14 protein-coding genes and 1 tRNA gene are annotated in these 19,383 nt (G+C 65.1%); 4 read left to right on the top strand and 11 right to left on the bottom strand.

The annotated features are described in order from the left end of the window. Nucleotides 1-3: 3 nt before the first annotated feature. Entirely contained in the window at nucleotides 4-357 is a 354-nt protein-coding gene (locus ACFQ00_RS05920) for a hypothetical protein (protein WP_381487577.1), read from the top strand. Here ACFQ00_RS05920 and ACFQ00_RS05915 read toward each other — a convergent pair. Genes ACFQ00_RS05915 through ACFQ00_RS05900 form a run of 4 tightly spaced genes read right to left on the bottom strand, consistent with a single transcriptional unit; the run spans nucleotide 330 to nucleotide 4,951 of the window. Further along, the gene (locus tag ACFQ00_RS05915) at nucleotides 330-2,690 is read right to left on the bottom strand and encodes a xanthine dehydrogenase family protein molybdopterin-binding subunit (RefSeq protein ID WP_381487574.1); all 2,361 of its coding nucleotides are present in this window, start codon (nucleotides 2,688-2,690) and stop codon (nucleotides 330-332) included. The two genes, ACFQ00_RS05920 and ACFQ00_RS05915, sit on opposite strands and share 28 nt — an antisense overlap. Continuing rightward, nucleotides 2,687-3,157: a (2Fe-2S)-binding protein gene (locus tag ACFQ00_RS05910; RefSeq protein WP_381487571.1), complete on the bottom strand. Its 471-nt coding sequence runs from the start codon at nucleotides 3,155-3,157 to the stop codon at nucleotides 2,687-2,689. Before ACFQ00_RS05910 ends, ACFQ00_RS05915 begins: the two co-directional genes overlap by 4 nt. Continuing rightward, a complete protein-coding gene (locus ACFQ00_RS05905) occupies nucleotides 3,154-3,918 on the bottom strand; it encodes an FAD binding domain-containing protein (RefSeq protein WP_381487569.1) in 765 nt (254 codons plus the stop codon). Before ACFQ00_RS05905 ends, ACFQ00_RS05910 begins: the two co-directional genes overlap by 4 nt. 10 nt (nucleotides 3,919-3,928) lie before the next feature. Beyond that, entirely contained in the window at nucleotides 3,929-4,951 is a 1,023-nt protein-coding gene (locus tag ACFQ00_RS05900; RefSeq protein ID WP_381487567.1) for a Rieske 2Fe-2S domain-containing protein, read from the bottom strand. A 211-nt stretch (nucleotides 4,952-5,162) separates the two neighbouring features. Here ACFQ00_RS05900 and ACFQ00_RS05895 point away from each other — a divergent pair, with 211 nt between their 5' ends. Continuing rightward, on the top strand, nucleotides 5,163-5,870 hold the full coding sequence (locus ACFQ00_RS05895) for a type 1 glutamine amidotransferase domain-containing protein (protein WP_381487565.1): 708 nt from the start codon (nucleotides 5,163-5,165) through the stop codon (nucleotides 5,868-5,870). 91 nt (nucleotides 5,871-5,961) lie between these two features. Here ACFQ00_RS05895 and ACFQ00_RS05890 read toward each other — a convergent pair whose 3' ends face one another. The 5 genes from ACFQ00_RS05890 to ACFQ00_RS05870 form a co-directional block, all read right to left on the bottom strand. Continuing rightward, nucleotides 5,962-8,655 (bottom strand): LuxR C-terminal-related transcriptional regulator, encoded by a 2,694-nt coding sequence (locus ACFQ00_RS05890; RefSeq protein ID WP_381487562.1) that lies wholly within the window; start codon nucleotides 8,653-8,655, stop codon nucleotides 5,962-5,964. 40 nt (nucleotides 8,656-8,695) lie between these two features. Beyond that, complete coding sequence (locus ACFQ00_RS05885) at nucleotides 8,696-9,520, bottom strand: DUF4440 domain-containing protein (protein WP_381487559.1); 825 nt, start codon at nucleotides 9,518-9,520, stop codon at nucleotides 8,696-8,698. Nucleotides 9,521-9,532: 12 nt separating this feature from the next. Beyond that, on the bottom strand, nucleotides 9,533-11,686 hold the full coding sequence (locus ACFQ00_RS05880; RefSeq protein ID WP_381487556.1) for a TonB-dependent receptor: 2,154 nt from the start codon (nucleotides 11,684-11,686) through the stop codon (nucleotides 9,533-9,535). Nucleotides 11,687-11,979: 293 nt separating this feature from the next. Next, nucleotides 11,980-12,054 (bottom strand) — tRNA-Gln (locus tag ACFQ00_RS05875). A gap of 89 nt (nucleotides 12,055-12,143) precedes the next feature. Beyond that, nucleotides 12,144-13,196 (bottom strand): MraY family glycosyltransferase, encoded by a 1,053-nt coding sequence (locus ACFQ00_RS05870; RefSeq protein ID WP_381487553.1) that lies wholly within the window; start codon nucleotides 13,194-13,196, stop codon nucleotides 12,144-12,146. A gap of 127 nt (nucleotides 13,197-13,323) precedes the next feature. On the opposite strand from ACFQ00_RS05870, the gene ACFQ00_RS05865 reads away from it, so the two are divergent. Together ACFQ00_RS05865 and ACFQ00_RS05860 are read left to right on the top strand one after the other, a co-directional pair. Continuing rightward, nucleotides 13,324-14,322, top strand: coding sequence for a GDP-mannose 4,6-dehydratase (locus ACFQ00_RS05865; protein ID WP_381487551.1), 999 nt, complete (start codon nucleotides 13,324-13,326; stop codon nucleotides 14,320-14,322). A 5-nt stretch (nucleotides 14,323-14,327) separates the two neighbouring features. Beyond that, nucleotides 14,328-15,065, top strand: a complete 738-nt coding sequence (locus tag ACFQ00_RS05860; protein WP_381487549.1) for a YdcF family protein — start codon at nucleotides 14,328-14,330, stop codon at nucleotides 15,063-15,065. On the opposite strand, the gene ACFQ00_RS05855 is transcribed toward ACFQ00_RS05860, so the two are convergent. Together ACFQ00_RS05855 and ACFQ00_RS05850 are read right to left on the bottom strand one after the other, a co-directional pair. Continuing rightward, nucleotides 15,060-16,337, bottom strand: coding sequence for a nucleotide sugar dehydrogenase (locus tag ACFQ00_RS05855; protein ID WP_381487546.1), 1,278 nt, complete (start codon nucleotides 16,335-16,337; stop codon nucleotides 15,060-15,062). The two genes, ACFQ00_RS05860 and ACFQ00_RS05855, sit on opposite strands and share 6 nt — an antisense overlap. 46 nt (nucleotides 16,338-16,383) lie before the next feature. Continuing rightward, nucleotides 16,384-19,071 carry an SLBB domain-containing protein gene (locus ACFQ00_RS05850; protein ID WP_381487879.1) on the bottom strand — a complete coding sequence of 896 codons (2,688 nt, stop codon included), beginning with the start codon at nucleotides 19,069-19,071 and terminating at the stop codon, nucleotides 16,384-16,386. Nucleotides 19,072-19,383: the final 312 nt, after the last annotated feature.

The raw sequence follows: 19,383 nt of genomic DNA, 5'->3' as shown, positions 1-19,383 counted from the left end.
CGCATGACCACCCTTCCCACGGGCTTTGAAGACCTCGCCGCGCTCGCCGCACAGTGGGCTAGGCCGACCGAACGCACGCGCAGCGAAATCCGCTGGGCAGCATCGGCAAAGGATTTCGCGGCGTTCTACGAAGCGTTCATGCCGCGCCTTCCGCAGGCGCTCGATTGCCTTGCCGGGTGCGAACTGGGCGCGATGGACGAGGCTGAGCAGACCCTGTTTGCCCTCGCCGCCGCCTTCGCCGAAGCTTCCCCCCACCACGAACTCTACGGCGGCAGTGCCGAAGTCCCCCACAGCTTCGCCGCCCGCCGCTTCGTCCCCGGTCACGGCGATCAACCGAGCGATGGCGCTTTGCGCTGAACCGTTGGGAGGGACGCTTTCGCTTCTGATGACAGGGAGGCCAAAACCCGCTCACCAGTGAGTGGCAGGGTCACGAGCGGCGATGCCGTCCCAAGTGCATTCTGCACCGCATTGGCGATCGCGGCGGGCACACCTATCGTTCCGCTTTCGCCGACCCCCTTGGCACCGATCGGCGAGAACGGGGTCGGCGTTTCGAAATGCACGAGTTCGACGTGCGGCACGTCCGAGGCCAACGGCAGCAGATAGTCCTGCAGCGACAGCGTGAGCGGTCGCGCGTCATCGTAGCGCATCTCTTCGAACAGCGTCGCGCCGAGCGCCTGCGCGAGCCCGCCGATTACCTGCCCCTCCACGATCGCGGGATTGATCTGAACGCCGCAATCATGCCCGAAGACGATGCGCTCCACGGTGACCTTGCCCGTATCGAGATCGACGGCGACCTCCGCCGCGACGCAGCCATAAGCGATGGCAAGCGCGGGCGGATCGTAGGCGGCCCTGTCCTCAAGGCCGGGCTCCAAACCCTCGGGCGTTGAGAACGCCTTGTACGCCGCCACCGCAATCTCAGCGATGCCGGTGCGGCGCGTCGGCATGTCGACCACCTCGACGCCACCTTGGACGAAACGGACGCTTTCGAGCGGCGCGTCGAGAAGATGCGCGCCCCAGCGCAGGATACGCTCCCGCAGTCGCCGTGCGGCAAGCGCTGTCGAGCCGCCCGCGACCCCCGCGCCGCGGCTGCCGCCGCTCGCGTAGGCGGTGTAGGCAGAAGAGACCGTGTCGCCGTGGACGATGGAGATGTCCTCGATCGGAAGGCCGAGTTCGTCGGCGGCGACCTGCATGAGTGCGGTTTCGATGCCCTGTCCCATCGGCGTTTGGCCGACGAAGACCCGCACGTGGCCGCTCGGCTCCATGCGGATCGACGTGATGTCAAAACCGCCGCTGTCGACGCCGATCAGCTTGCACAGCGGCGACGGGCCGAAGTTGGTCGTTTCGGCGTAGCAGGCGATGCCGACACCGGTCCGGCGCCGTGACGACGACTGCGCGGGCCTCGCGTCGTCGTAGCCGAACCTTTCGAGCGTCGCATCGAGGAGATCGGCGTAACGTCCGCTGTCGAGTACGATGCCGGTCGGTGTGGGGTATGGCATTTCGGAGGGTGCCACGAGGTTGCGGCGGCGGAGGTCCGCAGGATCGAGACCGAGGCGCTGCGCCGCGATGTCGAGCGCGCGTTCGAGGGCGAAGTTCGCTTCCGGCTGACCAAAGCCGCGATAGGCGCCGGTCGGTGTCTTGTTGGTGACGACGGCGAGGGCTTCGATGTCGATGGTGTCGATCCTGTACGGCCCGGTCATCACCGCGCCGGTGATCCAGGCCGTACCCATCGAGGTTGCATAGGGGTCGGCGCCCTTGTCGAGGACGATGGTAGAGCGGAGGCCGCGGATGCGGCCGTCGGCGTCGAAGGCGACGGCGAGGTCGACGCGTTCGTCGCGGCCGTGGGTGGAGGCGACGAAGGCTTCGGCGCGGGTTTCAATCCAGCGAAGCGGACGACCGATACGGTGCGTGAGGAAGGCGAGGACCACTTCCTCGCCGTAGATGCACGCCTTCATGCCGAACGATCCACCTACGTCCGGCGCGATGACGCGGATGCGGTGCTCGGGGAGGCCGAGACATTCGGAGATGCCGGCGCGCACCTGGTGGATGGACTGAGTGGAGAGCCACACCGTGATGCTCTCACCGTCGAGATCGGGCGCGACGACGACACCGCGCGGTTCGAGCGAACAGGGATGGACGCGCTGGGTCGTGAAGCGATCGCTGACGACGAGTGCGGCGCCGTCGAAGGCGGCGGCGATGTCGCCTGCCTGCCAGCGTGGACGGGCGACGATGTTATCGGACCAGTGATCGTAGAGGCACGGCGCATCGTTGCGGAGCGCGGCATCCATGTCTGCGATGATCGGGAGTGCGCGGTACTGAGGAACGATCGCGCGGACTGCCGCTTCGGCCGTGCGGCGATCGACGGCGACAACGGCCGCGAAAGGCTGGCCCACGTAGCGCAGCCGATCGGTTGCCAGCGCCTTCAGGCCCGAATGATTCTGGCCGGGCAGATTCCACAGCGACGGCTGCGGCGCGAAGCTCGCAATGTCATCGCCTGTGATGACGGCGAGAACGCCGGGCATGGCGCGTGCGGCTTCCGTGTCGACACCGAGGAGTTCGGCGTGCGCGACAGGACTGCGCGCGAAGGCGACCGTTGCCATGCCCGGCAGATCGATGTCGCCAACGTAGCGGCCACGGCCCGCGGCGAAGCGATCGAGCGCCGCGCGGCGCACCGATTGGCCGATCACGCTCATTCCGGCACCGCGGCTCGAACGGCTGCGACAATGGCCTGATACCCTGTGCAGCGGCACACGACGGCATTCAGGCGCGAGCGGATCGCCGCCTCGTTGCGGTGATCGGCGACCGTGGCGTCCGCGAGGAATTCGCGCGCCACCGCCATCATGCCCGCCGTGCAGAAACCGCACTGCGCCGCGAAATTCTCCGCGAACGCCTTGCGGAGCCGATCACCTGCCGGATCATCGAACCCTTCGACGGTGGCGATGTCGGCTCCATCCATCTGCGCTGCGAGCGTGAGACAGGAACGCAGCGTCTCGCCGTCCGCCAGCACCGTGCAGCTTCCACAAACGCCCTCCTCGCAGCCGATGTGGGTGCCCTTGAGACCCTGATCGCCGCGCAGGAAATCTGCGAGCGTCAGGTCCGGCGCGACATGCGCCGTGACTGCCGCGCCGTTGATACGGAGGCTGACGGAAACACCTGTCATGCCCGTTCCCGCGCACGAAGGGCGAGCGCATGAACAACGCGCCGCCGATAGTCTGGGCTGCTCGCGTCGGCGAGGATGGGAAACTGCAGGAGCAGATCATCGAGCCATGGGCCGAGATCGCCTGCGATCGGCCCACTGCGGACAGGACGATCGACGAGGCCGGAAACCGTATAGCGCATGGCGTCTCCCATCCGTTCGCAGGCGGCTGCAACCACCGCGCGGCCAGTCGAGTTGCGCACCAGCAATTCCTCGAAGGCAAATTTCCGCCCGATTTCGAATGTCGCGGCCACGATCATCTCGCCGGGCTCGAGTGCGGTTCGGGAGGGGCCTGTTATGAAGCTTTCCATCGCGATCTCCCGCCTGTCCGTCACCACGGTTCCGCCGAGCGCAAGCAGGACGAGCGGCAGTTCGCCGCGCGGGTCGGCCCACGCGAGACAGCCACCGACTGTGGCACGGTTGCGGATGGTGACGTTGCCGACGAAGCCGATCGCTTCTGCAAAACCGCCGGCCACGGCGGGATGCCGTGCGAGCGCCGCGAGCGTGACGCCCGCGCCGACCCGCACGCGGTTGTCCTCGATCTCGATCGTCTTCAGCGCCGCGATGCGGCCGATGTCGACGAACAGCGGCGAGGCCTTGCCGCGAAGGCTCGGCAGCAGGCTTTGCCCCCCGGCAAGGATCGCCGCGCCGGGATTGGCATCGAGGAGCGCACGCAGCGCCCCCAGATCGTCCGGTGCCGCATAGCCGCCGCTCTCTCCCGCCACGCCCGGCCGATCAGCGAATGAAATCGGCCGACGGATGCGCCCTTGGGAAATCACGCATGTAGTCGAAGAAGCGCGCGAGCGTCTTGTCGCTGCGCGTCAACGTGCCGGGCTTGAAATGAATCGTCTGCATGTTGACGAGATCATCGAGCACGACACGTGTTTCGAGCTCCGCCACAAATTCGAGATACTCGTCGATCTCTTCGGGTGTACCCATGTCCTTGCGCGCGCAGACGACGATGAACACCGTGGAGCGGCTCGGCCGGTTGAGGCTGAACGGCGACACGAAGCCGAACCAGCGGCCGGCGAAATTGGTGCTCTGGAAATACATGCTCGTGCCGACGATGCCGATGCGGTGGTTGACCGGATCGCCGGTGACGTGCGTGCCCTCGAACTCGTAGAACATCGAATGGTCGGTCCACTCGACGGCATCGTGGGGATTGTCGCCGTTGATGACGATGCCGTGCAGGTAGCGGATGTGCTGCATGTCCGGCGTGTTGGCGCAGAGAATCCACGGATCGGTGGGAATTTCCTCGCCGAACGTCTTGATCTTGAAGACAAGCTCGTCGTCCGGATACGGAAAATCGGGAAGCTGATAGTGCGGATCGGTGCCGTTGTAGGCCCAGACGAGACCGTATTTCTCGCAGGTGGGGAATTCGAACAGGCGCGCGGTCGGCGGAATCGGATCGCTGCTCGGCATACCGGAGCAGCGCCCGTCCGCACCGTAGCGCCAGTGGTGGAAAACGCAGCGCACCTGCCCGTCCACCATGTCTCCAACCGAAAGGTCCGCGCCGAGGTGCGGGCAATAGGCGCTCATCACGTGCGCCTTGCCGTCCTTGTCGCGGAACACGATGACGCGCCCATCGAGGAAATCGAAACCGCGGACGAACGACGAGGTTGCCGCGCTCGACAGGCAGATCGGATACCACGACTGGGTGAAGAGCCCGTCTTCACCTTCGAACGGTACGGGCTGGCTCAAAGGCCGCTTCACCGGCTGATCGAGACGGCGCGACTTACTGACATCATCAAGCGACACGCGAGACCTCCCTCTTGGTCCACTGGAATGGAATATGAGGTGCAGCATCGGTCAAGCCGGCAGCGGCGCATAGCCCCACGTACGGCCAATGCGGCAGTGCGCGGCCCTATCCTAACGGACGGGCGATGCTCGCCAATCGGACGTGTGTGTGCTTGTCCCCGCGCCGCTTATGGTCTCTCCATTCCACTCAGGGGAGCAAGCGGAGCCCGACATGGCCAAGAAAATCCTGTTTATCGTAACCTCGCACGGCGAGCTCGGATCGAGCGGCAACGCCAGCGGAAGCTGGCTTGAAGAGCTGGCGACACCCTATTGGCAGTTCGTGGACGCCGGCTTCGACGTCGCGATCGCATCGCCGAAGGGCGGCAAGGCGCCGATCGACCCGATGAGCCTTGAAGACGCATGGATCAGCGACAACGGGCGCCGTTTCCTTGGCGATGCAACGGCGTCGGCGAAGATGAACGGCACGCAGCCGCTCGAAAGCATCGGCGACGAGGGGCTGGACGGCATCTTCCTTGTCGGCGGCACGGCGACGACGTGGGACTTCCCGCACAACCCCGTGATCAAGCGCCTCGCCGAGACGCTGTTCGCGCGTGGCGATGTCGTCGCGGGCATCTGCCACGGCGTTATCGGGCTGGTGCAGACGGTCGACCCGAACGGCGAGCCGCTGGTGAAGAACCGCAAGCTCACCTCGATCAGCAATGCCGAAGACGTGATGATGGGCGTCGACAAGATCGTTCCCGTGCTGCCCGAAGACATGCTGCGCAAGCTGCGCGCGATCTATTCGGCGGCGCAGCCGTTCGGCGCGCACGTCGTTTGCGACGCGCCGTTCTTCACGGGACAGAACCCGGCCTCCGCCGAGCCCCTGGCGAAGCAGATTATCGATCATCTCGAACGGAAGGCCGCGGCTGCAGCGGCCTGAACTGGCCCGGGGGCGGCGCTGCCGCCCCCGATTGCCGTGCTGGAGTCATTCCGGTTCGGCAGGTGAGTCCACCTGCCTTGAAATCACGCTATCAGCCGACGGGTGCAGCACCGACGAGCGCGCGGTAGCGCGCCAGTGCCTGCGTGCGGTTCTGCGCGCTCAACTTCCTGTAGATGTTGCGCAGATGGAACTTGATCGTCGCCTCGCTGAGACCGAGGCGATGCGCGGTGACCTTGTTCGGGTGCCCCTCCCCCATGAAATGCAGAATCTGCCGCTCGCGCGCCGTGAGCGGATCGCTTGAAGCTCCGACCGGGTCGGCGCCCGCGACCGGAATGTCGCCGCGCTGCGGGTCCGGCGTCGACCAGCCCGGCAGCTCGGCAAGATAGGGCTGGAGATCCGCGCCCGCCTCCACGAACAACCGCGCGGGCAACAATCCCTGGCAGTGCCCGCACGCCGCCTGCAGCTTCGCGCGCACCAGCACGGGCTTCGCCTCGGCATGGTGAATGCGCGCCCAGGCGATATCGATCGCGGTCGCAAAGCGCAGCGCCGAGGTTCGCCCGACCTCCTCCTCGGCGAGGTGGAGCCAATGCGCGGCCTCGTCGAGACGACGTGCCGACGTCTGCAGCTCGGCGAGCGCGAGCAGGCCCCCGATACGCTCCTGCCATGTGAGGGGAACACCCGTTCCGCTGAGGAAGGCGCCGCCCGGGAGGCCAAGCGCCTCCACATCGCGCCATGCCTTGTCAACGGCACCGCTGCGCGCCTCGATGAGCGCACCGGTGAGACCCATGTTCCATGCAAGACGCGGCGTTTGCAGCCGTTCGCTGACCTCGACCCCGTTGGCGAGGATCGCGCGCGCTTCGTCCAGCCTGTTCGCGGCAGCGGCAGCGCGCGCCGCATAACGATGCGCCCAGAGCTGCACCTCCACCCACGCCTCCACCGCGCCAACCATGGCGGCAAGGTCGAGCGGATTGGCATGGAGATCGGGCTTGCCAAGCTCGAACTGGATGCTGGTGCGCAGCATCTCGGTGAGCACGCGCAGCCGCTGATCTTCCGGGAAGAACAGCCGCACCATCTTCTCGCCGAGCGCGGATTCGGCAAGCGCACCTTCGAGATCGTTGCGCCAGAATTGCGCGAGCATCCGGTGCACATGCATGAACAGCGCGCCGAAAACGCTCTCCGTGCCCGCATAATCGATCGCGGCTTCCACCGCAGCGCGCTCCGCCTTCACGAGATCGCCGCTGCAATAGCTGTTCCACGAGCGGAGGATATGGACCTGCGCGCGGCCATGATGATCGCTGGCGGCGGCTTCGACGATGTAGCGTTCGAGCGCGGCTTCATCCTCGGCGCTCGCCCGCTGATCGAGGAAGCCGTTGACGAAGCCCTCGGCGATCAGGAACTGGCGGTCGATCAGCAGCGTATCGGTTCCGGCTTCGGCACTTTCGAGCTGCAGCCGCACCGACTGGAGACGCTCGACGGCATCGACGATGCGGCCTTCGTGGGCGCTGACGACGGCGAGCGAGAGCTGCGCGCTCGGGCAGCGCGGATCGGCGGCGATGCCGATCGAATCGAGCATCAGCCGCGCCGCCGCGATGCCCTGCCGCGTGACGACGGTGGTCGCGCCGACCTGCTCGATGAGCGCGAGCGCGCGCTCGCGTTCGCCCGCTTCGATCGCGTGGCGAAGCGCTTCCTGAAACAAGCCGCGATCCGCGAACCATTCGGCGGCGCGGGCATGGAGCGCCGCGCGCTCCTTCGCGTCCATGAGCGCGAGCCGATCGTCGAGGAACCGGCGCAGCATTTCGGGGAAATGGAATTCCTGCGTGTAGAGATCGCGGAGCAGCAGGCCTTCGTCGTGATAGAGCTTTTCGACGAGCGACAGCGCGACGTTCCCGACCAGTGCCTCGGCAAGCGAGAGGTCGAAGCGTTCGACGACGACGAGGCGGCTCATGGCGGTGCGGAGATCAGGGTCGAGCGTGCTCAGCACCTCGTCGCGGAAATAATCGCCGAGCCAGTCCTGCCACGTGCCGCAATCGTGGCCGGGGCGCGGCGTGTGATCGAGCGAACGCCGCGCGAAAGCGACCGCGACCGCCGAACCGCTCGTGCTGGCATGAAGGCGCCGCGTGTAGAGCTCCGGCACCTGGTTCGAGAGCAGCGCGTGGATTTCCGCGGGTGTGAAAGCGAGATCGCCGGGGCCGATCTCGAGCAGCTGGTTGCGCGCACGGAGTGCGCCGAGCGGAAGCTGGGGACGCCGGCGCGACGACAGCACCAGACGCAGCGCGGGCGAATGGAGGAGCAGGCTCGAAAGGAACGCGAAGGCCTCGGGCGCGTCGATCGCCTCGCAGCCATCGAGGATCAGGATGGGCTTGCGCGGGGTGCGGTTGACGGCGGCGGCAAGGCGGCGGGCCGCTGTCTCCGGCGCTTCAGGAGAGAAGCTGGGCGCGATGGCGGCGAAGGCTTCGGCGAGGTCGTCGTAGCCCGCGTGGGCGAGCGCTTCGGCGATTCCGGCGATGAGCAGCGCGGGGGCGCGATCCGACGCATCGAGCGTAAGCCATGCCGCCGGGCGCTCCATCTGGCGCAGCAGGTCCGCCCACTGCGTGAGGAGCACGGTTTTGCCGGAGCCCGCGGGGCCGCGAACGATGGTGAGCGGACGCAGCAGGCTCGCTTCGGTCAGCTCACGCAGCAGAAGCTGGCGCCGGACGAGCGGCACGTCGCCGCGCACAGGGCCGAAGCGGTGCGGCAGCGCGGTGGTATCGGCGGCAATCGCCTCAAGGCTGTGATCGACCGGCATCGCTCCCTCCCAGCCCCTTCACATCAAGCCGGGGAGCCTATCACGAAAGCGCGCCCCAAGCGAAGAAGTCCGTATCCACGCGCCAGCCCTTGGCGGTGCGGCGCCAGAGGATCGTGTAGCGCACGAGCGTCGGCGCCTCGCCCGCCGCCTTCGGATGCACGGTGGATTCGCCGAGCTCGAACGCGATGTCGCCGCCACCGTGGCTCACCTCCACCTGCCGGAGGTCGCACGCCGAGAAGCCGTCCATCAGGCCGCGAAAGACCGCGACCGCTGCGTCACGGCCCTTCTGCAGCGGCGTGTCAGGGACGGCGATGCGGGGATCGTCGACATAGTAGTTCGCGACGAGGCGCTCGGGATCGCCGCTTCGGAAGTCCGCCTCAAACCGGTCGCTCGCCGCACGGATCGCCGCGGCGACATCTTCCGGCTGTGCCGCAGGTGCACCGCCGAGGAAGACTTCGATCTCATCGAACAGACTGTTCTCGATGGTCTCCCATTCCCTGCCCCAGCCGTCGTCGGTGGTGACACCGACAAAGCTGTTGCGGATCACCACATCGCAGGCACCCGGCCCGCACGGTGTGATGCGCACTTCACCGACATAATCGGTGATCGGCAGCGGGCCGCTATCGACGACGCGGTAGCCATAGCCATAGCCCGCGGCGTCGATCCATTCGAGGCGTTCGCGGAGCGGTGGACCTTCCGCGAGGTGGATCCACTTTGTGGCGCCGACCCCCGCGCCCTCCCCTTCGAACACGACGCGTTTGAAGAAGCCGCCGCCCGCGAGCTTTTCCATGCCGCGCCACGACAGATAGCTCCAGAGCGTCTCCGCCGGTGCGTTGAACCGGCGGACGACCTGTGCCTTGCCCATATCGAAACTCCCCTAGAAGCGCAGCTTCGCCTGCACACCCCAACGCCGCCCCGGCGCAGCACCGGAAAGATCGCCAGCACCTGCGCCACTCCACTCGACGGGCACGAATTCGATCACATAATCCTCGTCGAACAGGTTCTCGACAAAGCCCGCGAGCGACAGGCCGCCCTTGCGCAGCGTGAGACGCGCATTGACGAGACTGACGCCGCTGCGCTTGTCTGTATTGTCGATTTCCCAATAATAGGCCCCGCTCGAACCGTTGAGCTCGACACGCGGCGTGATCGACATGTCGTCGCCGAGTTCGTGCTCGTACTGCGCGCCCAAGGCATAAGAGAACTTCGCCATCTGCGGTAGTTTGTTGCCGGTGTAGTCCCCCGCCCCGGGAAGACCTGCGAATACCGACGTATCGTAGCTGATGATCTTAGAATCCGTGTAGCCGATCGACGCCGAAAGATCGAAACCGGGCGCCGGACGCGCGATCACCTCCGCCTCGAAACCGTAGACTTCCGACTTCGGAATCGGGTTCGCGAGCGTCTGCGCCGAGTTGTTGATGTCGAGCGTGTAGACCTGACGGTCCTTGATGCGCGTGTAGAAGACGGCACTGGTGAGCGTCAGCTTGCGGTCAAATGCGCTCGCCTTGAGCCCGACCTCGTAGTTCCAGTTCTCTTCCTTGTTGTAAGACCGCGTGATGATATCGAGTGGGTTGAAGCCGCCACTGCGGAAACCCTTGGCGACGGTCGCATAAACCATCGAATCGTCGTTCCAGAACCATGTCGCCGAGACCTTCGGCTGCAGCGACTTGAAGGTCCGGTCGTACTCCGGAAGCCCCACCGCGGCGCGATCGATCTGGTGCCGGTCATCGACGTCGTAGCGCAGCGCCCCCGTGAGTTCGAGGCCGGAATCGAAGCGGTAGGAGACCTGGCCGAACGCCGCATAGGCCTTGTTGTGATCCGTCGATCGGCTCTGCGAGAACAGGAGCGGCGCGAGCTCCGGCGGCAGACCGAACAGAGGCAGGAAATCCGCACCGAGGAAAATCTCGGTATCGAGCTTCTGGCGCGTTTTCAGATAGTAGAGTCCAGCGAGCCACTTGAAGCGCGTGTTGCCCGTGGAGGCGAGCCGCAGTTCCTGACTGAAATTCCGCGTCTTCAGCGTCTGCTGCGCGATAATGCCGTCGAGCGGGCTGAGATCGAGCTCCTCGTCGATGTACGACGAGACTTTCGAATAGGCCGTGACGGAGGTAAGCAGCGCGCCGCCGAGATCGACATCCACCTTCGCGGACGCATCGTTCAGGATACGCTCCGCCCACGAGGGATAGTCGCCGATATACGGCCTCGGCTCATCAATGTCACCGCCGGGCGGCACGGCCGCGTACCACGCCGCGCCCGCTTCGGTTTCAAGCCGCGAATAGCGCAGATCGACGGTGACGACATCGGACGGCGTGAACAGCAGGCTGCCGCGGATGTTCTTGTCTTTCGCCCAGTTCGCTTCCCGGGAGCGCGGCGCGTTGACGCTCTCGATGTCGCCGTCGAAATCGCGCAGCGATCCGGCAAGGCGGAACAGCAGCTTGTCCGGAACGATCGGGCCGCTGATCGCGGCGGACAGGCGCCAGTCCTGCCCCGTGCCGTAGCTACCCTGAACGAAGCCTTCGAAATCGTTCGTCGGCTGCTTGGTCGTGATGTTGATGGCGCCGCCGATGGCGTTGCGGCCGTAAACCGCGCCCTGCGGACCCTTCAGAACCTCGATGCGTTCGATATCGAACAGGTCCTGCGTGATCTGGTAGGCGTTGCTGAGCTGCACACCGTCGACGACGACCGCGATCGGCGGTTCGCCGTTGCGCGCCTGCCCGACGCCGCGGATCGTCAGCAACGCGACGCCCGGCTGCTGCGCCTCGACGATGGAGAGGTTGGGCACGCGAAGCGCCACGTCCTTCACGTTGTCGATACGCGTCGCTTCGAGCGCGGCCGCCGTGAAGACGCTGATCGAATCCGGCACGTCCTGCACGCGCTCCTCGCGCTTGCGCGCCGTGACGACGATCTGTTCGACCTCTCCACTGTGCACGGCAGTGTCGCTGCCGCTTTCCTGCGCCCACGCCGGCATGGTGACGATGGTCGCAACGCCAGCCAAAAGGCAGGCGCACGTATAATTCAGGCTAGATTGGCTCCGCATACCACTTCCCCTCCGCATTCGCCGACGATCCTCCCGATCGCTTGGACTGTTCTGCGTCCCTGTTCGGCGACCTTGGTTCTAGCCCGAGGGCGGGGCGAGGCTCATCCTATCTTTTGGGAACAAATGACCTGTGTTTCCGCCTATCCGGACGGATAGGTTCGGGAGAGAGGCCATATGACATGGGCAAAGCACGAGATCATTGCCGCGTAAACCCGTCCAACCACGTTGCGGACTTCTCCGCGGACGCATCTGACGATAACAACAGACGCCTGCCGTAAGTTCTTGAAAACGCTTGGCTGGGGCGGAAGGATTCGAACCTTCGCATGGCGGTACCAAAAACCGCTGCCTTACCGCTTGGCTACGCCCCAATGCGATGCTTGAAACGGCGAATGCCGTGCTTGCGGCGGCCCTTATAGCTGCTGTTCCGGCTTTGGAAAGAGGCGCCCGAGGCTTTGTTTCAGGCGCTGACGCCGCGGCGAACCGTGCCGCCGCGTGTCGCTAGGAAGAGCGTCGCCACGTACATGACGGCGCCGAGGCCAAGGAGCGCAAGGCTGTAGGCCGGGAACATCACGCCGAGGAAATTGGGGAGCGCCACCAGCGCCGCGTAGATGCCAAGACCCGCCGGCCAGCCCCAGCGTGCGTGCAAATAGTGGTGGAGGTGGTTGCGATCACCCGAGAACGGGTTGCGGCCCTGCCGCATTCGCCAAACCATGAGGCGGACCGTATCGAGAACCGGGACCAGGAACAGCAGCGCCACCTGCCCCGCATCGAACGTCGCGAAACTGTGGTTGTAGGCATAGATGGCGAGCAGGCCGAAAATCGCCGAAATGCCGTAGCTGCCGCCATCGCCCAGGAAAAGCGCACCCTTCATGTTGAACCAGAGCATGACCACGAGACTGCCGGCGATGCCGAACAACAGCGGATCAAAAGGCTGCGGGTTGCGGGCGAAGAGCACCGCTGTCCAGATCAGCGACAGCGTGAGAACGATGCCGTTCTTGCCGTCCGCCATGTTCACGGCGTTCAGAAGCCCGATGAGACAGAGGAGCGTGAACAGAATCGAAGCCCATGCTGGCAGCAGGATGAGCTGGTCGACCCCGGCGAAGCGCAGGAAATCCACGCGGAGATCGGGAACTTCGAGGATCGTCAGGACGAGGACGAACGAGGTCAGTGCCAACCTCACGATGGGGGACAGACCCATGCGATCGTCAGCGAGGCCGACGAGTGCCATCGCCCCGACCGCGAAGCCGAACCACAGAATCTGCCAATCGAGCAGCGCGGAATCCTTGGCGAGGAGGTGGTAAAGCAGCAGCGCCGAAGCTTCGAACGCCAGCACGACGGCAAGGCCGCCGACCAAGGGCGTCACGCGGGCGTGACGCTTGCGGCCACCGAACGGATCGGGATAATCGAGAAGCCCGAGCAGACTGCCGACACGGCCAGCGTTTCGTCCCACGAAAAGCGCGATTCCGACACCTATGGCGGCACAGAGCATATTCAGGCTCATCGCGGTCATCGCCGTGCCCCGACCCCTTTCTCATCAACGCCTGCCGACCTTACCGTTGCGGCCCGGCCAGCGCTACGCTAACTCCCCTCAATGCGGCGCCGAAGTGCAACGGCTCGCCTTTATGCAGGATGAATCAATGACTTTTCTCGTGACCGGAGCCGCAGGTTTCATCGGCTACCACCTTTCGGAACGGCTGCTGTCGCGCGGCGAGCGGGTCATCGGGATCGACAACGTCAACGACTATTACAGCCCGACGCTGAAACGCGATCGCATCGCCGATCTGAAACGGCGACACAACGGCTTCACCTTCATCGAGCAGGACTTCGCGGACTTCGAAGGGCTGAAAACCGCGCTTGCGCCGCACCGGATCGAGCGGATCGCCCATCTGGGCGCGCAGGCCGGCGTTCGCTACTCGCTGACGAACCCGCACGCCTACGTGCACTCCAACCTCGTCGGGCATCTCAATTTTATGGAGTATGCGCGGCATTCGGACAGTGTCGAGCACCTCGTCTATGCCTCGTCGTCGTCGGTTTACGGCAAGAACGAGAAGCTGCCGTTTTCGGTGGAAGACCGCGTCGATCAGCCGATATCGCTTTATGCGGCCACCAAAAAGGCCGACGAGCTGATGAGCGAGACCTACAGCCATCTCTACCGCCTGCCGCAGACGGGCCTGCGCTTCTTCACCGTGTATGGCCCGTGGGGCCGACCCGACATGGCGATGTGGCTGTTCACCGATGCCCTCCTGAAAGGCGAGCCGATCCAGGTGTTCAACGGTGGCGACATGCGCCGCGACTTCACGTACGTTGACGATATCGTTTCGGGCATCGTCGCCTGCCTCGACAACCCGCCGCCCGACGACGGCAGCGTGAAGGCCGGCGGTTCGGTAAGCCCGCACCGCGTCTACAACATCGGCAACCACCGCTCCGAAGAGCTGATGCACATGATCGCAGTGCTCGAAAAGGCCGTCGGCAAGACCGCGATCAAGCAGTTCGAACCGATGCAGCCCGGTGACGTGAAGGACACGTTCGCCGATATCTCCGCTATCGAGCGCGATCTCGGCTTCCATCCGACCACGTCGATCGAGGAGGGCATCCCCCGCTTCGTCGACTGGTTCCGCACCTACCACGGCGTCTGACGGGCGTGTCGCTGAACTACCTGCTCTGGGCGCTTTTCGGCCCCGCAGCCTGGTTTGTCTGGCTGACACTGCTTACCGCGACCTTCCTGCTTTGCGGCGCACTGCGACCCGCGCGCGGTGCGATCGCGCTTCTGGTGCTCTGGACCCTCCTGTTCGCCATCCTGCCGACGGGGAACTGGCTGATGAGCCGGCTGGAGGCCGCCTATCCGCGCCCAGCAGCCCTGCCCGACCGGATCGATGCCGTGGCGGTGCTCGCCGGCGCGGAAAAGCTGCGGGCGTCGGCGCTGTCGGGTTCGCTGGAATTCGGTCCGCACGGCGAGAGGGTGAGCGAGGCGCTCGCGCTCGCGCTGGTCTATCCACAGGCGAAAATCTGGATCGTCGGCGGCGTGACCCGCGATGGTAGCAGCGATGTCGACTGGACGGCCGATTATTGGCGCCGGGCGGGTCTGCCGCAGGGCCGCATCGGCAAGATCACCGGCACGCTCGACACCTGTGCCAATGCACGCGGGATTGCAGAGGCCCTGCCCGGCAAGCGGGTGCTGCTCGTCACATCAGGCTTCCATATGCCGCGCGCGATGGCCTGCATGAAATCCGCAGGCGTGGATGCGGTTGCCTACCCGGTGGACCGGCAGGCAAGCGACCGCGAATTCTCGCCCGCGTTCATCGAAAATGTCGAGCGCGCGGACCTTGCGCTCCACGAATATGTGGGCCTCGCCTGGTATCGGTTAAGCGGCCACCTATAGCTGCCAGCGACCGACCCCTGGGGGCAAGGCCTTGCCACGCAGCGCGCCCTTGATGTCCGCGACGAGGCCGCCGTCCTTCACGAGACCACCGATCGCAGCCGGGTCCATCGCCAGATACTCGGCGTGCGGAACCGCAAGCACCACCGCATTGTAGCGACGCGAGAGCGCGTCCGCGTCGAGCGTCAGGTGATATTCGTGAACGGCTTCCTCGGGGTCTGCGAGCGGATCGTGCACCGTGACGTTGTGGCCGAGCCACTTCAGGCGCTCGATGACGTCGACCACCTTGGAATTGCGAAGATCGGGAACGTCTTCCTTGAAGGTCAGCCCCATTACGAGAACGTCACCGGCCTTGCGCAGCCGATCGTGCACACGGTCGGCGACATAAGCGCCCATGCTGTCGTTGATCGACCGTCCGGCAAGGATCACGCGCGGCAGGTGGCCAAGCTGCTGGGCCTTGTAGCTGAGGTAGTAGGGATCGACGCCGATACAGTGACCACCGACGAGGCCGGGACGGAACGGCAGGAAGTTCCACTTGGTGCCGGCCGCTTCGAGCACATCGTAGACCGAGAGATCGATCTTCTGGAAGATCTGCGTGATCTCGTTGACGAAGGCGATGTTGATGTCGCGCTGCGCGTTCTCGATGACCTTTGCCGCCTCGGCCGCCTTGATCGAGGCGGCGCGGAACACGCCGCCGGTCGTGACCTTGTTGTAGAGCGCGGCCACCTTGTCGAGCACTTCGAGGCTTTCGCCTGAAACCACCTTGATGATTTTGTCGACCGTGTGTTCGCGATCGCCCGGGTTGATGCGCTCGGGCGAGTAGCCGAGGAAGAAGTCCTCGCCCTGCTTCAAGCCCGACACCTTCTCGATGATGGGGCCGCAGAACTCTTCGGTGACGCCGGGATAGACGGTGCTTTCGTAGATGATCACGGGCTTCGAGGCGGCAGTGATCGCCGCCGCAAGCGCGCGCGTTGCGCCTTCGACGGGGCTGAGATCGGGCTGATTGGCGCCGTCGACCGGCGTCGGGACCGTCACGATGATGAAGGCGGCATCCGCGCACGATGCCATGTCGGACGCGTACTTGAGGCTGCTGGCCTTCAGCGTGTCGCTGTCGATCTCGCGTGTCGCATCATGCCCCTGCTTCAGCGCGGCGATGCGGGCAGCGTTGATATCGACACCCGTCGTGTCGAAATGGCGCGCCAAAGCCACCGCCAGCGGCAAACCGACATAGCCGAGGCCGACGACGACCACTTTCGTTGCAGCATCAAGGCTCATGCATTCATTCCCACAGGTTCGGCGGCGGGCAACGCGCCCGCTGCGACTAGTTGTTCCGGTCCGCCAGAATCGCGACAGACGCGACGGCTGTCGCCAATTGCCCGAAAATGGTTGCTACATCGCGAACGATGCCAAGAGTCCTCAGCGGCTGCAGGTTTTTCGGCACGATGATCGTGCTGCCCGGCGGCACGACGGCATTGGAACGCCGCCAGAAGCTGGACCGGACCGGCTGCGCACTGCCATTCGGCAGAACAAGAAACACACGGCCATCATCCGCTGTCGACTGCGTTCCACCGGCTTCGGCGACGTACTGCGAAACCGACTTGCCCGGCTGGAACTGGACCGCACCCGGGTTGGAGACATCACCAAGCGCGAGCACATAGGTCGGCTTCTTCGGGATATGCAGCGTATCGCCCCCATCGAGAATGGGGTCGAGGTCAGGACGCTGCGCGAGCACCCGCGGATCGGCCTCGACAACCATGCGCCCGACGGCTTCCGTCGCCGACAAGGTCCGGATTAGTTCGCCGGCGGCGGCAATGGACTGCCCGTTCACATTTTCCTGCGCCGCCAGTGCAAGCAGCGAGGTGTTGAGTTCCCGTGCTGTGCGCCGGAAGCCTTCCTGCTGCTGTTCGCGAACGCTCCTACGTGTGAACACGCCGCCATAAGGATATGCCTGATCGGTGAGACCGCCTGCGCGCGCCACAAGCTCGGACAGCCGCTCGCCCTTCCGGATCGTGTAGAGACCGGGGCTGTTGAACTCGCCCGTCAGCAGCACCGCGCCCGCTTCATAAGCCGCATTGTTCGCGGTGATGCGGATATCGTCGCCAGCACTCACGAGAACATTGGCGAGCCGATCTTCCTGCCCCTGCGCCATTTCATAGCGCGTGAACGGCCCGCTCGCCGGCGTGATATCCAGCATGGGGTCGCGTACGTTCGCCATCACGCCGTCCGAAGCGGAAACGAGGGCGTCGGCGGAGATCGCCCCTGCCACGGGATAAGCACCTGGCCGACGAACGGCCCCGCCCACGCTGACGCTGTGCTCGATCAGGACGGGAAGGAGCTCCGGAACATCCTCGAAGACGGAAGGACATTCCATGGCCTTACGCGAAAGTGCATCGTAGTTGGAGCCTGTGCGCTCGTCCGTAGCGTTCAGTTCGTCCTCAGCGCTGTCGATGGGCTCCCGTTGCTTCGTCTGGATCACATCGAGAGACTGATCGACCCCCCCGGCACCGGTGAGCGCCCTGCCCGCGCTTGCCGCGACATCGCGTCCGCCCCGCTCGACGGTAATCGTACCGCGGGTAATCACGTTGAACCGGGGCGACTGCGTATCGGCGACGAGGCTCTCCAGCTTTTCGAGCGCGAGGCAGCGCGGCTTTGGATTCTTGTCGCCGAGAATGATCTGGCGCGTCGCACTGGAATTGAGGAACGCGATATCATCAGCGCTGAAAACGTAGACACGATCATCGCCGCGAAGCGCCACGGGGCGACTGCGATCAAGCGCGCCACGCAGGTCTGCCGCCTCGTAGCTGCGCATACCGGTGAGTGGATTGCGCCGGATGATGATAGCCATCGGCATATAGGTGCCCAGCCGCAAATCCTCGGGCCCGCCAATCAGATCGGCAAGCGTCGGAACAGCGGCGAGCGCGCGCGGGCCGGGGTTACGGACATGGCCCGCCAGCACGACCCGGTCGAACGCTGCACCGGCGCTGCCCGAGAGCACCTGCACGCCGTCACCCGACCAGATCGCGGCAGCCGCTCCCTGCGGACGCACGAAAACCTCGCGCCCGTCCTCTCCGATGCGGCTGATCGAAATCTGGTAGCCGCGAGGGTAAAGCGCGCCGCCAGCATAAGCGAGAACGTCGCTGACGCTCGCCGAGCCGTGAAGCTCGTAGATCCCGGGCCGCGCAACGGCACCCGTGATGGCGACCGTATTGCCGACCACCGGCACCACGATGCGGTCGCCATCCTGAACGCGGATGCGCGGTGCAGTTCCGATGCCAAGAAGGCCGTAGAGATCGACCGTGCGCGTCACACCGCCCCGGACGAGACGGATGTTGCGAAGGCTGCCCGCCTTACGGACACCACCTGCGAGCGCAATCGCGTTCGCGACATCGGACAGCGCTGTGACCTGATACTGGCCGGGTCTCTCGACCTCGCCGCCGACGAGCACCGTCGCAGATCGCACGCCGCCCAGCGACACGAACACGTCGGTACCGAGCAGGTTCTGACGCGTCGCCTCCGAAAGCGACGTGCGCACCGAACCCAGTGTCCGGCCCGCAGCGCGGATAGGCGGCAGGCTACCGACGATCAGCCGGCCATCGCGGGCCACGCGCGCGCTTTGACTCGTGTTGGTGGCACCCTGAAACGTGACGACCAGCTCATCGCCGGGCCCGAGCACATAGCCATCGGAAACCTCGCCGGTGACGGGCCCGGAACCGCCTTCGGATACCCGAAACAGATCATAGCCGAACTGCCGAAGCGACGGATCACCAAGCCGCTCCCGATACTGCCGTTCAACGGGCGACGGCAGATAGAGGGAATTCAGCTGAATCCGCGATTGCTGGCGGCGGAGTTCGCGCTCTTCGCTGGTCAGATCCGTATTCGACGGCAACGTAATGCGGCCGCTCTGTTCGCGCGCCTGATCGACCTGCGCACCGGCATCCTGCGTGCCCTGTAGCCGCCCCTGAAGCTGCTCGATGACGCGCGGATCGACCTGCGCCGCAGCGGGAAACACCAAACCAAAGATCAGGGTAAGCTGGAGTGATCGCCGCGCAGCTCCTACCACCAGAGCATGTATTGCACTCGACGCCGCGCGCACGATTGCCATGCCCAGCCCTCTCCCGATCAAAGTGGTTGTCACGCGTGATAGATAGGCCGGAAATGCCAGTCAACTCGCCCCGCCCCCTTGTCGAGGCGGGCGGCGGCGCAGAGCTGGTTCAATTCGAAAGAAGGCTTACGACGGCCTTCAATGCTTCGCCATCAATGCGCTGCAAGTCCTCTTCGTCTCGACCAGACCAATATAGGCCTTTGTCCGCATGATAGCGCT

It is taken from the genome of Sphingosinicella xenopeptidilytica (assembly GCF_042676985.1).
Lineage (GTDB): Bacteria > Pseudomonadota > Alphaproteobacteria > Sphingomonadales > Sphingomonadaceae > Sphingosinicella > Sphingosinicella xenopeptidilytica.
The sequence above is the reverse complement of the archived record's forward strand: the minus strand, read 5'-3'. Positions and strand labels throughout refer to the sequence as shown.